The 13,836-nt window shown below is 67.6% G+C and carries 11 protein-coding genes; 4 read left to right on the top strand and 7 right to left on the bottom strand.

Features of this window, described 5'->3' with window-relative positions; translation table 11 throughout:
• Nucleotides 1-34: 34 nt before the first annotated feature.
• From QJ043_RS04655 to QJ043_RS04645, 3 genes are all read right to left on the bottom strand, one after another.
• Nucleotides 35-3,475, bottom strand: coding sequence for an ABC transporter ATP-binding protein/permease (locus tag QJ043_RS04655; protein ID WP_283713556.1), 3,441 nt, complete (start codon nucleotides 3,473-3,475; stop codon nucleotides 35-37).
• 159 nt (nucleotides 3,476-3,634) lie between these two features.
• Complete coding sequence (locus tag QJ043_RS04650) at nucleotides 3,635-4,114, bottom strand: ArsR/SmtB family transcription factor (protein ID WP_283722744.1); 480 nt, start codon at nucleotides 4,112-4,114, stop codon at nucleotides 3,635-3,637.
• Nucleotides 4,115-4,733: 619 nt separating this feature from the next.
• Nucleotides 4,734-5,318 (bottom strand): hypothetical protein, encoded by a 585-nt coding sequence (locus tag QJ043_RS04645; protein WP_283713558.1) that lies wholly within the window; start codon nucleotides 5,316-5,318, stop codon nucleotides 4,734-4,736.
• Nucleotides 5,319-5,476: 158 nt separating this feature from the next.
• Between QJ043_RS04645 and QJ043_RS04640 the strand changes: the two genes are divergently transcribed.
• The 4 genes from QJ043_RS04640 (at nucleotide 5,477) to QJ043_RS04625 (ending at nucleotide 9,655) form a co-directional block, all read left to right on the top strand.
• A complete protein-coding gene (locus QJ043_RS04640) occupies nucleotides 5,477-6,829 on the top strand; it encodes an Mbeg1-like protein (RefSeq protein WP_283713559.1) in 1,353 nt (450 codons plus the stop codon).
• A 2-nt stretch (nucleotides 6,830-6,831) separates the two neighbouring features.
• On the top strand, nucleotides 6,832-7,179 hold the full coding sequence (locus QJ043_RS04635) for a hypothetical protein (protein WP_283713560.1): 348 nt from the start codon (nucleotides 6,832-6,834) through the stop codon (nucleotides 7,177-7,179).
• Nucleotides 7,180-7,289: 110 nt separating this feature from the next.
• The gene (locus tag QJ043_RS04630) at nucleotides 7,290-8,813 is read left to right on the top strand and encodes a putative ABC transporter permease (RefSeq protein ID WP_283713561.1); all 1,524 of its coding nucleotides are present in this window, start codon (nucleotides 7,290-7,292) and stop codon (nucleotides 8,811-8,813) included.
• Between the two features lie 107 nt (nucleotides 8,814-8,920).
• The gene (locus QJ043_RS04625; RefSeq protein WP_283713562.1) at nucleotides 8,921-9,655 is read left to right on the top strand and encodes a C39 family peptidase; all 735 of its coding nucleotides are present in this window, start codon (nucleotides 8,921-8,923) and stop codon (nucleotides 9,653-9,655) included.
• Nucleotides 9,656-9,657: 2 nt separating this feature from the next.
• Here the strand turns inward: QJ043_RS04625 and QJ043_RS04620 are convergent, their stop codons facing one another.
• The 4 genes from QJ043_RS04620 to QJ043_RS04605 form a co-directional block, all read right to left on the bottom strand.
• Complete coding sequence (locus QJ043_RS04620) at nucleotides 9,658-11,148, bottom strand: polysaccharide deacetylase family protein (RefSeq protein WP_283713563.1); 1,491 nt, start codon at nucleotides 11,146-11,148, stop codon at nucleotides 9,658-9,660.
• Between the two features lie 178 nt (nucleotides 11,149-11,326).
• Nucleotides 11,327-12,292: a PRC-barrel domain-containing protein gene (locus QJ043_RS04615; RefSeq protein WP_283713564.1), complete on the bottom strand. Its 966-nt coding sequence runs from the start codon at nucleotides 12,290-12,292 to the stop codon at nucleotides 11,327-11,329.
• Between the two features lie 163 nt (nucleotides 12,293-12,455).
• The gene (locus tag QJ043_RS04610; protein WP_283713565.1) at nucleotides 12,456-12,884 is read right to left on the bottom strand and encodes a YtxH domain-containing protein; all 429 of its coding nucleotides are present in this window, start codon (nucleotides 12,882-12,884) and stop codon (nucleotides 12,456-12,458) included.
• Nucleotides 12,885-12,998: 114 nt separating this feature from the next.
• Complete coding sequence (locus QJ043_RS04605; RefSeq protein WP_283713566.1) at nucleotides 12,999-13,706, bottom strand: cyanophycin synthetase family protein; 708 nt, start codon at nucleotides 13,704-13,706, stop codon at nucleotides 12,999-13,001.
• Nucleotides 13,707-13,836: the final 130 nt, after the last annotated feature.

Genomic DNA, 13,836 nt, shown 5'->3' with positions numbered 1-13,836 from the left:
CGGCCGATGACAGTCCCATGCCGCAACGCAGCTTCTACTCGCTGCGCAGCGCCTCCACCGGGTCCTTCCTCGCGGCCAAACGAGCCGGTATGAAGCCGGCAACGAACGTGAGCACCACACTGATGCCGATCAGCATCAGCGCGTAGTACCACGGCAGCGTCGCGATGTTCTCCGCCCCGTAGCTGTCGTAGATGATCTGGCTGATCGGCACGTCGAGGGCCACCGTCACCGCCACGCCCAGCACGCCGGAGAGGAGCCCCTCGATGAACGTCTCGGCGTTGAAGATGCGCGTGACGTCCCCCTTGGACGCGCCGATGGCGCGCAGGATGCCGATCTCTTTGGTGCGCTCGAGCACGCTGATCCAGGTGATGATCGCGATCATGATGGAGCTCACCACGAGCGAGATGGACACGAAGGCCACGAGCACCGCCGTGATGATGTCGATGATCTGGGAGACGGACCGCGTCATGATGCCCACGAAGTCCGTGTAGGTGACCCGCTCGTCCTCGGGCGCCTGCGCGTTGTATTCGTCAATGAAGTCCTGGACCTCCTGCTTGCCCTCGAAGTCCACCGGATAGAACGTGATCGCGCTCGGCTGGTCCGGCGTCGCGTAGCCCAGCTCCTCCATCACGGCGTCGTAGGTGTTGGCGCCGCTCTGGGCCCTGCTCATCGAGCTCATCAGCTCTTGTAGCTCGCTGCCGTCGATGCCGGAGCCGATGAGCGCGAGAAGCTCCTCCTGGGAAAGGCCGCTTAGATAGTCCTGCATCAGGGCGGCCGGATCGATGGCGCCGCTCGCCAGCAGCTGCTGCATCAGGGCGCTCATATCGCCGGAGCCCATCATCTGCGCGAGCAGCGCGCTCGTGTCCATCGAGCCCAGGTACTGTTTGAGCAGCTCGTCCGTGTCCAGCGAGCCGAGGTACCGCTTGACCAGCTCGTCAGTGTCCATCGAGCCGAGGAGCTGCTCCATGATCTGGGCCTGGTGCTCCTTGATGTAGCGCTGCACGTAGCTCTCGAGCTGCTCCTGCACGGCGCCGGTCACGGCGTCCACCTGCTCCTGGGTCAGCAGCCCGGACTCGACGATGTCGTCCACCGTGACGTCCTCGCCCGCGGCCACCTTGGCCATGAGGCCGAGCAGCGCCTGCTGCTGCTCGGGCGTCAGTTTGTTCACCGCATCGAGGATGGCCTTCTGCAGCTCCGAGAGGGAGGGGTCGGGAGTGTCGGTGCCGCCCGGCGTGTCCCCACCGCCCGGCGTGTCGGTGCCACCGCCCGGCGTGTCGGTGCCGCCGCCCGGCGTGTCCGTGCCGCCCGGCGTGTCGGTGCCACCGGTGCCAGCGTCCCCGGTGCCTGTTCCTCCGGTGTCAGTTCCCCCGGCGCCGGAGCCCGCACCGCCGGCGTCGCTCGCGCCCGCGCCCGTCTCGTCGTCCACCTGTCGGGCGCCGAACGTGGAGCCCCACGCCAGGTCGGCGGTGAGCCGCGCCGCCCCGTCGCGGGCCACGCCGAGCTGCCTCATCTCCCCGACCTCGCCGGCGCTCGAGAACATGGAGGCCATGTTGCCCATCATGTAGGAGTCGATCGCGGCCAAGTTGCCCGTGTCCGCGGTGAACTCCTTGCCGGTCAGCACGTTGACGTTCGGGCTCCCCAGCTGCGCTTTCACCACGTCCTGCTCGGCGGCGACCTCCATGAGGCGCTCGGTGAGCTTGCCGGTGTACACCACGCCGCCGGTGTAGGAGGCGGCGTCGGTGGCGCGGAGCACGCCCACGATCCTCACCTTCTGGCCGTCCCCCGAGGCCATCTTCTCGTTCATGAAACTCTGGTCGTCGGCCATGTCCACGTAGACGTCGCCGTTCTTCTGGTACAGCTGCGACGGCGAGAAGACCGTGTACTCCTTGCCGAGCATCTCCTCGTAGCCAAAGCTGTGGGTCTCGTCGTCGGTGACCTGCTCGTTGTTCTCGGCCTTCTCCACCATGTCGTTCATCGCGTCGATGTCGAGGTAGCCGAGCACGTAGAGCAGGTAGTCGCTGATCTGGCCGTCCTCGTCCACGACGAGCGCCACCTCGTCCGCCTCCTGGGGCCAGTCGCCGGCCTCAAGGGTGTAGTGGTTCTCGCGGATGGTCTGGCTGTCCGTGAGCTGCCTCCACTGGCAGTTGAGCCCGCCCATGAGCGACATGCCCGTCGAGGCGTAGCCGCCCGACGAGGACGAGAACAGCGACGCCGGCGACACGAGCAGCGCCTCGCCGTCGTTGTCGCGATAGGCCTGCGCATCCACCGTGTAGGAGTAGGTCACGGCCGTCACGTAGGGGTCGATCTTGGCGGAGTGGCTCTCGATGTAGCGCTTGAAGGCGCCGAGGTCGTTTTTGACCATCGCGTCGTCGAGCATGTCGTAGGTGCGGGCCACGAGGTTGTCGGAGGTCACCTTTCCGGGGTCGGGGGCGTCCTCGGGTTTTGCCGCCTCTTCCAGCAGGTCGTCCGAGGAGCCGGAGCCCGAGGACCCGAGCACGTCCGACGCGTACTCGGCGCGCTCCCCAGCGGTGCTCATGTTCACGGTGGTCTGGTCGATCTCGATGGGGTAGTCGCCCATCACGTCGGTCTCGAGCTTCTGGATGTAGTCGTTCATGCCGCTCGACAGAGACAGGATCAACGCGATGCCGATGATGCCGATGGCGCCCGCGAAGGCCGTCAGGAACGCGCGCCCCTTCTTGGTGCGCAGGTTGTTGGCCGAGAGGCCCAGTGCCGCGACGAACGGCAGGTGCGTGTGACGGGGCCGCGGCTCCGGCACGATCTGCGCCAGTTCTGCCTCGGTGAGCGGGTTCGAGTCGCTCACCACCTGGCCGTCGGACAGCTTGACGATGCGCGTCGCGTACCGCTCGGCCAGCTCTGGGTTGTGCGTGACCATGATCACGAGGCGGTCGGACGCGATCTCCTGGAGCAGGTCCATGATCTGCACGGAGGTCTTGGAGTCGAGGGCGCCGGTGGGCTCGTCGGCCAGGATGATGGACGGGTTGTTCACGATGGCGCGGGCGATGGCGACGCGCTGCATCTGGCCGCCGCTCATCATCGTGGGGCGCTTGTTCAGCTGGTCGCCGAGGCCCACCTTCTCGAGGGCCTCCGTCGCGCGGGCCCTGCGCTCGGACGCCGGCACGCCGGACAACGTGAGCGCCATCTCGACGTTCGCGAGCACCGACTGGTGCGGGATCAGGTTGTAGCTCTGGAACACGAAGCCGATCTCGTGGTTGCGGTAGGCGTCCCAGTCCGCGTCCGAGTAGTCCTTGGTGGACTGGCCGTTCACCTTGAGGTCGCCCGAGGTGTAGCGGTCGAGGCCGTCCACGATGTTGAGCAGCGTGGTCTTGCCGCAGCCCGACTGGCCGAGGATCGCGACGAACTCGCTGTCGCGGAACGTAAGCGACACCCCGTTGAGAGCGGTGACCGTGCCACCGCCGACCGGATACTCCTTGACGATATCCGTGAGCTGCAGCATGAGGGGGCCTCCTTTAAGGTCCGTTGGCGCGAGCCGGTGGCACAGGATACCATGGATTCAGTTTGTCCATCGTCGAGCGCGGCTCAAGCTGAAACGAGGGTACCCCGCACCGACGCCTCCACCCTCTCGCCACAAAAACGGGGGACTCTCGTCCCCCGCTCACCGGACCGGTCTTCGATCGCTGCCGCCGCGCCACTCCTCCGAGAGGAGCTCGGCCGCCCGTGGCTGCTCGTGGCGGAAGTCGGCGATCTCGTCGGCCGCGACCGCTGCGCCCATGTGGATGACCGTGGCCTCGGGCTGCTCGACGTCGGGCACCTCCAGGTCCGGCACGCCGCCGCGGGCCGGACGGCGAGACTTGACGGAGCGCGGCGAGCGCAGGCCGTTGAGGAAGCGCTCCAGACGGTCCACCGTCTCGACGTTGATGGAGTAGTGGGTCCACTTGCCCCTGCGCTTCACATTGACGAGACCGGCCGACACAAGCACCTTCATATGGTGGGACAGAGTGGATTGCGCGATGTCCAGGCGGTCGAGCAGGGCGCTCGCCGTCACCCCTGGATGCCGAGCGATGAACCGAACGATGTCGACCCTGTTCTCGTCTGCCAGGGCCTTGAAGATGGCGGCGCAGCCGATGCTCTTCATGGAGACCTCACCCGCCTATTTTGACAACTGCCCCTATGTTATGCACTTTGGGCTGATTTGTGAAGGGTCGGTCTTCAAGAAAGTCCCAATCATCTTAAAGTGCGCCTTTTGTCACTTTGACCTGCAAAACGCTTCGGGATGCCCCGCGAACGCTTTCGTTTAAGCGCGAAGGGATAAACGTTCCCGGAATGGTCGCATCCTGCTCGCCCGGGCGACGGGGAGCCGACTTCGACACACCGACGGGCGCCACCCGCCCCAGCGGGTCAAAGACAGAGGCTGACCTGCGGTTTAGCTTCGATTGCCGTCGATGAATAGGTGAAAACCGTTCACAGGACGAGATAGTTTTTTCCCGGTTTGGCGCCGAACGGTCCCCGCAACCGGTTGCACAAACGCCCAGATGATCCACGACAGTACGGCGAACGTCGGTATGTTCAGTATCCGTTCAAGATTCGCCGACCGTGATTTGTGATTTGAAGTGCTTCGATTCCTATGAATCTGCACCGGAGGAGCGAATCGGCATCAGGATTCCTTCAAGACGCTCAACCTATTGCCCATTCTTCAGGATGCTTGATGCATTCTAACCTATTTTTTATGCACCCAGTAGCACAATGAGGACAGCCTAGGAGGCATTGGAGAGGATGTCCTGCGCCGAGTAGGTCGCGATGACACCGCCGGCCGGGTCCTTGAAGGTGACCGTGCAGTCGAGGTCGCTCACACCGGCGATGGTCTGGTGGAGGCAGCAGACGTAGATCGCCGTGTTGGCGGCATTGTCGCCCGCGTCACCGAGGCTGCCGCCCGAGGAGCAGGTGAACGTGACCTCGGTGAGGTCCTCGTTGTAGCTCACGTGGGTGATGCGCGAGTAGCCCTTGGCGCCGGGGATCGCATCGAGGACCTGCTCGGTGGCGGAGAGGTCGTCGGCCACAAACCGCTCGTAGCCGGCGTCGGTCATGGAGACCGTGTAGGAGCCGTCAGCGTTGCGCTCGATGTCCTGGGCGCCGTAGTTCTCGAGCACCTCCTCGCAGGCGGAGGCGGCCTTGTTGCCAAAGAACGCAGCGGGAACGGTGAAGCGGCGCCCGGTGGTGGTCTCGCCGGAGGTCGTTGCCGCGCCCGAACCACCGGCCGTGGCGTCGCAGCCCACGAGCACAGAGGCCGGGGCACAGACGAGCAGGGCGGTCAGGGCGAAGGTCACGGCGCGGCGGGCCATAGCGGGCTCCTTGGGAAAGCTAGTTGCAAAACAGCATGCAGCATGGTACCGGACATACCGACCTTCTACGGGTAGGAAGCACCCGTGGCACACGCACGGCCCATAGCAGCAGGGAACGGGAGCGACGACCGTCCCGGCGCCCAGTGAGGAAGAGACCCATGGCCAACATGCTCGACTACTTGGATTGGTTCGGCGACGTGCCCCTGGATCAGGTGCCCTTCAACGAGGTGGACAACGCGATCCTCGCCCAGCTGTCCTACGTGGCCTTCGAGGGCGTCGTGCCCTGGGCCACCGAGGACACCTGGGTCACGATGGCCGAGGCAGCCGAGGAGTTCCGCAAGCTCCACGGCAAGGGCACCATCTACGGGCATGCCGGCGTCATCTCGCCGCTCACGTCGCTGCTGCCCCAGAAGCTGGCCGAAGGACGGCGCTTCTCGGGCGCGCTCGTGGGGCGCCTCCACTCCCGCACGGACGTGGCGGAGTCCGAGCAGCTCGCCGTGTTCCAGGTGCGGCTCTCGGACGGCTCCACGTACGTGACGTTCCGCGGCACGGACGACACGATCGTGGGCTGGCGCGAGGACTTCGAGATGACCTACGGCACCGTGACCTCCCAGCGGGACGCCGTCACGTACCTGAACGTGACCTGCGCAGACATCCCGGCCCCCATCATGGTGGGCGGCCACTCCAAGGGCGGCAACCTGGCCGTGTACGCGGCGGCCCTCTGCGACCAGGCCGTGCGCGACAAGATCTCCGTGGTCTGGAACGACGACGGCCCCGGCTTCGACGAGGGCGTGCTGCCGGCGAGCGCGCTCGACCGCATCCGCGACCGCGTGCGCACCTATGTGCCGGCGTTCGACGTGGTGGGACAGCTGCTCGACGTGCTGGAGCCCACGAAGATCGTCCTCTCGAGCGACCAGGGCGTGATGCAGCACAGCGCGATGGGCTGGCAGGTGCGGGGCACCGAGTTCGTCGGCGTGGAGCCGCAGGAGCTCCTGCCGAGCGCCCGGAAGGTCAACGCGGCCTTCGACCAGTGGCTGGGCTCGGCGAACCAGGAGAAGCGGCGCGAGTTGTTCGGCGAGTTCTTCGACTGCCTGGAGGCGGCCGGGGTGCGGACGCTCTCCGACCTCTTGTCCGGTGACCCCTCGGTGGTCACGAGCGTCGTGAGCCAGATGGCCGATGCCGACCCGGCCATGCGGGACTACGTGATCGGCCTGCTCATGGAGCTGGCGAGCATCACGTTGCAGGACTCGGCCGCGCAACTGGCCGAGACAGCGGGCGCCGCGGTTCAGGACTTCGTGGCGCCGGCGCCGGCCCTTGACCCCGAAACGCCGCTGTCCGCCGAGGAGATGGCACGGTACCGCAGGACCGAGACGCGCCGGAGGCGCTTCTCGTCGCTGGCGCGCCTGCTCGGCCTGACGACCCAAGGGCTGCAGGCGGTGCTCGCCGTGGCGGGCGGGGCGACCCTCATCGGGGTGCTGGCGCTGTGGTTCTCAGACAGAAGCGAGGACTGACCGTGGGCAAGAAAGCCAAGAAGGCCAAGAAGCGCGAGAAACGCGCGCGGAAGAAGCTTCTCAAGAAGCTCCGCGCCGAGCTGGGGAAGAAGCGCGAGAAGAAGCTCCGGAAGGCCTGGAAGAAGACGAGGAAGCACGCGATGGACCACCTGACCTCCGAACAGGAGAAGCTGCTCAAGGGCCTGACGTGCGACGGGTGCGGCCATCACTGCCCGCTCACGTCGCCCCGCTGCAAGAACGGCCGGCGCCGGGCCGCCGAGGTGCTGGCCGGCGCTCCGGCGGTCCGCGAGCGCGTGGTGTACGACACCTTCGAGGAGTACCTCGCGGCGCAAGCGACCAAGAAGCACTAGCGCCGGGCCGCAAGCCCTCCGGCGCGCCAGCCTGAAGGGACGCTTTTCGGGGAGGTCGCTGTTTGCGGGTATGAAGGGGACATTCGACCCGCGAAGACCCTGGAGACCCCATGGCTGACGAACCCACGACAGGCGCCACCGACCCCCAGCAGGGCGCGGCCCCCACCGCAGAGGAGCAGCGCGCCGCGCTGGACAAGCGAATCGAGCAGGTGCACGCCGAGGAGCAGCGGCTCCTGGCCGAGCGCCGCGCCCTCAACAAGCAGCTCCGCGCCCAAGGGCACGACGAGATCGCCGACCTCATCTCAGGCCCCGTGGTGCCCGATGAGCCCACCCCCGCACCGGCTCCCGAACCGGCGCCGAAGCACGCGGCACCCCTCATCGCCACGGCCACGCCCAGCGCCCAGCAGGTGGCCAAGGCCGGCAAGGGCATCCTCCGCAAGAACGGCGAGCACATCTCCCCGAACTTCGTGTCGCTCCTCGGCCACACCGTGACCCGCACGACGGCCACCTATGCGGTGCTCTGCGCCGTGGCCGGCGCGTTCATGGTGCCGCTGTTCATCTCGCTCGCCGTGCAGGCGGGGACGGACATCTCCGATGGCGGCAACACGGGCAACCTCTTTGTGACCCTCGTGGTCTTCGCGGTGGAGTGCCTCTTGCTCTTCGGCCTCTGCGCCGGGTTCCCGATCCTTGCGCTCCGCATGGTGCGCGGGGAGGACAAGGGGCGCCTGCACCTGGTCGAGGTCATGGTCGTGGAGGTCTCCGGCGTCATCCTCTGCCACCTGATGGTCTTCGGCATGACGAGCACGCTGGTGATCTACGGGCTCGTCTCCGCGCTCCTCATCGCGCTCCACAGCTACTGGGACCCGGAGCTGGCCCTCGAGCGCGCCAACCGCAAGACGGACACCGAGTCGCTCCGGGACATGATCCGCAGCACGTCCGACGAGCGCACCGTGGTCCCGGGCAAGCGCTCGGGCAAGGGCTACATCACGCTCAACTTCTTCAACATCTTTTGGATCTTCACCATCGCGTCGGTGCTCGGCCTCATCGTGGAGACCGTCACGCACCTCGTGATCTTCCACGCCTACCAGGACCGCGCCGGCATGCTGTGGGGGCCCCTGTCGCCCATCTACGGCTTCGGCGCCCTGTTGATGACCATCGCGCTCAACCGGTTCCACGACAAGCCGTGGTGGTTCATCTTCCTTGTGAGTGCGGTGATCGGCGGGGCGTTCGAGTTCTTCACCAGCTGGTTCTTGCAGACGGCCTTCGGCATCACGGCCTGGGACTACTCGGGCACGTTCCTCAACATCGACGGCCGCACGAACTTCATGTACATGTGCTGCTGGGGCGCGCTCGGCCTCGTGTGGGTCAAGCTCTTCCTGCCGGTCATGCTGTGGTTCGTCAAGAAGATCCCGTGGGGCTGGCGCTACACGCTGACCACCATCTGCGCGATCCTCATGATCTTTGACGGCGCGGCCACGCTCGTCGCCATCGACTGCTGGTACCTGCGCGAGGCGGGCGTGCCCGAGACCACGCCCATCGAGAAGTTCTGCGCGGTCCACTACGACAACTCGTACATGGAGGACCGCTTCCAGACGATGTCGATGGACGTGAAGAGCACCGCCCGCACGAAGTAGGCGCGGGCATGACGAGGCTGTAAGGCGGCGGTAAGGGGTCCGTCGCCCTTCCCGGGCCCCCGGAGCCCATCCTATTGGCATCGGCAGCCAAGAGGATCGGAGCGCCCATGAGCCACATCCAGACCCCCGTCTACGTTTCCTACGAGAAGGTCTCCCGCGCCGGCATCGCCCGGGCGTGCTCCAACGAGTTCCCGTCGCCGAGGCCGTGGGAGGCGCCGCCGCGGCGCCGGTGGCCGTTCGTGGTGCTCGCGCTCGTGGTCGTCGCGGCGGTGCTTTTCACCTGGGGGCTCGCGCACGCGAGCTCGGCCGTCGCGGCCCCCTACCTGAGCGACTCCCCCTCCACGTGGCGCGCGGGTCACGTGCCGGCGCTCTACCAGACGGACCCCCAGTGGGCCGACGAGCCCTACGCCGGCGCGACCATCGGGTCCTCCGGCTGCGGGCCCACCTGCCTCGCGGCGGTCGCGATCGCGCTGACGGGCAACGAGTCGCTGACGCCCCCGGTGGTCGCGGCCTACAGCGAGGGCAACGGCCACGTGGACGACGGCCTCACGGCCTGGACGCTGATGACGGACGGGGCGCGGGGGCTGGGACTGGACGGCCGTGAAGAGCCGGCCACCGTCGAGGCGGTCACGGGAGCGCTCGAGGCCGGCCGGCCGGTCATCGCGTCCATGGGCCCAGGGGACTTCACGAGCACGGGGCACTTCATCGTGCTCACGTCTCTGGGCACCGACGGCACCGTGCACGTGATGGACCCGAACTCGCAGCCGCGCACGCGGCAGGGCTGGGACCTCGCACAGGTGCTCGGCCAGGCGCGGGGGCTGTGGTCCTTCTCGGCGGCGTAGGGCTACGCGTCGGCGAGCTCCGTGGGCCAGACGCAGCCCTCGGGTATCGTCGCGTTGCCCGACGCGATGTCGCTCGGGATCGAGGGGTCGCTCGCCAGCAGCTCGTCGATGGTCACGAGCTGGTAGCCGTCCGCCTGCAGGGCCTCGATGATCTGGGGCAGCGCCTGGACGTCCTGGTCGCGGTTGCCGCCGCCGTCGTGCATCAGGATGATGGGCCCGGAGCTGAGGTTGGCGAGGGAGTTCTTCACGATGGTGTCGACGCCCGGCAGCTTCCAGTCGAGGCTGTCCTGGGTCCAGAGGATCGAGGCGCTCAGCTTGCCGCCGGAGTTGAGCCAGGCCCGCTCGTTGAACTCGCCGTAGGGCGGGCGGATCACGGTGGTCGAGACGCCCGTTGCGTCCTTGATCTTCGTGAAGGTGCCCGTGAGCTCCGACTGGAGGTCCTCGGCCGTCAGCTTGGGCAGCTCCGAGTGGGTCTCGGTGTGGCTCGCGATCTGGCACCCGGCGTCGACGATGGCCTTGGCCTGCTCCGGGTAGTTGCTGATGTTCTCACCAAGGCAGAAGAACGTGGCCTTGGCGCCGTGCTGGGCCAGGATGTCCAGGTACTTCTGGGTGTAGGCGGAGGGGCCGTCGTCAAAGGTGAGGGCCGCGAGCTTCTTGCCGTCCGCAGGGGTGGGGTTGGCCAGGGTGATGACGCAGTCCTGCACCTCCTGCGTCATCGTGCCGGCGTCCGTCTCGCCGGAGATGGTACCGGTCTTGAACTCCTGAACCCCCGGCTTGCCCCACTGGCTCACGTAGGCCACCGCGCCCCAGGCGCCCTCCATCAGCAGCTTGGGCTGAACCTCCTTCGTCTCGGAGGTGTAGGGCTCCGTCAGGTCCGTGCCGTCGCCGATGGTGAGGTTCTCGCCGCCCTCCACCTTGAGCGCGGCCGCCTGGTCCTGTGTGAGGTCGGCGTCCCCGTTCTTCACCGAGTAGGGGTTGCCCTTCCCCTCTTCGAGCAGCGTCCCCGTCACGCTCACGAGGTTGCCCGGCTTGGGGGCGATGCCCTTGGCCTCGATGATCTGCTCGATGGTGCTACCCACCTTGACGGAGGCCTCCCCGCCGTTGAGCGTGATCGTCACGCTGCGGTTGAACCACGCGAAGGCCCAGATGCCGGCGATGACGAGCACGACGGCGAGCAGGATGAGCAGCGCCTTGCGGGTGGTGCCCCGCTTGCGGCGGCGCTCCTCGTCTTTGTCCCAGACGGGCCTCGGGCCCTGAGTCACGCGGCCGAGGCTCGCGCCGGTCTCGAGGTATGGGTTCTTGACGGGGGCGCGATAGCCGGCCTGCACGGTGCTGGCCGGATGCTCCTTCCCGTGGGACGTCCGCGCCTCCGCCGGCGCTTCGCTCGCGGGCGCGGGGCCCGGGTTCTCAGAGACGGCCTCAGGGTCCGGCAGGTCGAGGTGCCGCACGCGACCCTGATGGGGCGTCGTTCCGGCCCCCCGCTGACCCGACATCAGGGGGTTGATCCCCGCCGGCGCGGATCCCGGGGCGCCGCTCCCATGGCGCGCATGCGCCGGCGGCGCGTCATGGCGCCGGGACGCATGCCGTGAGACGTGGCCCGTGGCTCGCTTGTCTGAACCGCTCCTCATGAAAACCCCCGTCAGGCCCCGAAGGGCCGGTCGTGCGTTTGAGCTATTTGCTCGCCTCTTTGAATTCTTTCATGAACGCGCCGAACATCCCCTTGGTCTTGCCCAATTGGCGGCCGACGGCCTTGGTGGCCGCGTCCACGGTGGACTCCTTGGGCTTGGCAGGCTCCTGCGGCTCGCCGGCCTTCTTCTCGATGTCGCTCTCGTAGGAGCCGCTCGGCACGTAGAGGGGCGGCTCCGTGTCCTGGCCGTCCGGCTCAGGCTTGTGCGCGTCGCCTTCCGGGACGGGCATCTCGCAGGGGTCGTCGTCGGCCATGGCCTCCTGGACCGCGTTCCGGGCGTGGCCGATCGCACGGCCGAGCGCGAAGCTGCCCTTGTCGACGGCCTCCCCCACCACCTTGCCGGTCTTCTCGCCGGCCTCCTTGGCCTTGACCTGGGCCTTGCCCACCGCCGTGCCCGCCGCGCCCATGATGCCGCCGGTGAGTTGGAGGTCCTTGGCCTCGTTCTTCACGACCATGGCGCCCGCGCGGTACCCCAGCACGAGGTCGCCCGGGATGGGGACCGAGCCCACGAGCGACTGGCTCATGCCGCTGTCCACGGAGTTCACCTGGCGCAGCTCGCCGGTGGTGCCGTCGAACTCGATGTCCACCACGTAGCCGAGCGGGTCGCCCTTCTCGGTGACGACGTCCATGCCGTCCCAGATGAGACACCGGTCCAGGTCGATGCCGAGGCGCTTGGCGGCCGCGCCGTCGAACGCGTCGTCGCCCTGGACGATCACGCCGTTCTCGTACTCGAAGATGCGGTCGAGCGCGACGAACTGGTCCTCGCGCTTGACCATGCCGGCCACATCGGGCCGCTTGACCATCGCCCCGACCACGCGACGGCCGTCGGGCGAGAAGACCAAGTGGTGCAGGCGGCCGAGCCGCTTGGGCTTGGGCTCCTCGGTGGCATCGGCCTTTCTATGGCGCGGCACGTACGTGCGGGCGTTGCCGAGCTGCTCCCACGTGGCCATGACGGCCCCTCCTCCTCGAATGCGGTCACTCGCGCCATGCTAACCCAAACCCATCGATGCGCGAGTGGCCGCGAGCGACCCCCAGCATGCGCTGAAGGCCGCTCACAACACCATCACAACTTTAAGAAAGTCCCGCAACCCGCGGGGACCGTCCGTCGGGCCGCTAGGCCTCGGTCGGAGCCTCCACGTGCACGTCCGTCGCCGGCTTCTCGGCAGGGGCGGCCTTCTCGGCAGCCTCGGGAGCGACGGAGTCCAGCGTCTCCTGCACGGCGCCGGCGGCCTGGTTCACGGAGTCGGACAGCGTGGAGCGGAGCTGGTCCATGCGCTCGCGGGCCAGGTCCACCTTGGCGCGGAGCTCGTCGGTCTTGGCGTTGACGACGGGCGACACGTCGTTGAGCTTCGCGGAGACCTGGCTGGCGCCCTTCTCGTAGGCGTCGACGGCCTTGTCCCACGCGTCGTTCACGGAGTCGGCGGCCATCGCACGGGTCTCCTCGCCGCTGCGCGGCGCCATCAGAATGCCGGCCACGGCGCCGATGCCCGCGCCGATCACAGCGCCGAACAGGAAGCCCAGTCCGCTTATGCCCTTGCTCATCAGATCCTCCTCGGTAACGGCGGCGCGCCTGCGTCGCAACTGCGCCGGAGCGCTTTTCGAAGTCGCATGTGCTTCCGCGACTGTATACCCACTCTTCAGTATCGATGTGAGCCGCTACATGCGGCGGGTGGGAGGCACAAACGCCATCGAATCGTCCAGAGACGGGCCCTCGTCGACGACCACCTCGGCCTCCTGCGCGTCCACGGGCGGCTCGGGTGCGGCCTCGGGCTCGTCCACCTCGACCTCGTCGGCCTCGACCGGCTGCTCGGCCTCGACGGCCGCCTCTTGCCACTCGGCCTCGCTCGGGAGGCCCGGCTCTGCGGCGGGCACGGCCTCGTCGCCCTCCATGCCGAAGCTCGCGGACGTGAGCTGCGCGATGCCCTCGACGATGGCGTCAACGTTGGGCGCCAGCTCGGGGTCGGCGCCGGAGAAGGCCCATTCGACGATGAACACGGCCGAGGAGAGCGCGGCGGCCACGAGGACGTCGTCCGGGCACGCGAACTCCACCTCGAAGGTGCGCTCCGAGACGTGCCGCGTGCGGCCACAAGTGATGTCGCCCGCCATGCCGGTGCGCGCGAGCAGCTCCACCGCGACGTGCTCCATCAGGTGCGGGAGCTCGGTGTCGCCCATGACGTCCTGGAACTTCTCGGAGGCGTCGCCGAGGCAGACCTGCTCGGCGATGGACGGCATGAGCCAGTAGATGCGGGCGGTGGCCTCGACGTTCTCGCTCGTCATGAGCGGGGCGCCCTCCACCACGTCCACCGTGGCGGTGAAGCTGGTGGGTCCGACGGTGACCTTCTTGATGTCGAGCACCTGAGCCATGGGGCGTCTCCTCGCTCGCGTTTGTTCGTCTTGTGTGATGCTACCAAAGGGCGCCGAGGCACCCGGATGCCGCCCCTCGTTTCCACGGGACCTGCTGCAGCCAACCGCAGGACGGTTTGGGACAGTTTAA

Origin of the sequence: Kribbibacterium absianum (assembly GCF_030067705.1) — a bacterium.
GTDB classification, from domain to species: domain Bacteria; phylum Actinomycetota; class Coriobacteriia; order Coriobacteriales; family Atopobiaceae; genus Kribbibacterium; species Kribbibacterium absianum.
The sequence above is the reverse complement of the archived record's forward strand: the minus strand, read 5'-3'. Positions and strand labels throughout refer to the sequence as shown.

Bases quoted from the DNA above. Each gene is read 5' to 3' on its own strand.
- QJ043_RS04645 (WP_283713558.1), bottom strand. From the start codon at position 5,318: ATGGCCCGCCGCGCCGTGACCTTCGCCCTGACCGCCCTGCTCGTCTGT.
- QJ043_RS04625 (WP_283713562.1), top strand. From the start codon at position 8,921: ATGAGCCACATCCAGACCCCCGTCTACGTTTCCTACGAGAAGGTCTCC.
- QJ043_RS04620 (WP_283713563.1), bottom strand. From the start codon at position 11,148: ATGTCGGGTCAGCGGGGGGCCGGAACGACGCCCCATCAGGGTCGCGTG.
- QJ043_RS04655 (WP_283713556.1), bottom strand. From the start codon at position 3,475: ATGCTGCAGCTCACGGATATCGTCAAGGAGTATCCGGTCGGCGGTGGC.
- QJ043_RS04605 (WP_283713566.1), bottom strand. From the start codon at position 13,706: ATGGCTCAGGTGCTCGACATCAAGAAGGTCACCGTCGGACCCACCAGC.
- QJ043_RS04615 (WP_283713564.1), bottom strand. From the start codon at position 12,292: ATGGCCACGTGGGAGCAGCTCGGCAACGCCCGCACGTACGTGCCGCGC.
- QJ043_RS04630 (WP_283713561.1), top strand. From the start codon at position 7,290: ATGGCTGACGAACCCACGACAGGCGCCACCGACCCCCAGCAGGGCGCG.
- QJ043_RS04650 (WP_283722744.1), bottom strand. From the start codon at position 4,114: ATGAAGAGCATCGGCTGCGCCGCCATCTTCAAGGCCCTGGCAGACGAG.
- QJ043_RS04610 (WP_283713565.1), bottom strand. From the start codon at position 12,884: ATGAGCAAGGGCATAAGCGGACTGGGCTTCCTGTTCGGCGCTGTGATC.
- QJ043_RS04640 (WP_283713559.1), top strand. From the start codon at position 5,477: ATGGCCAACATGCTCGACTACTTGGATTGGTTCGGCGACGTGCCCCTG.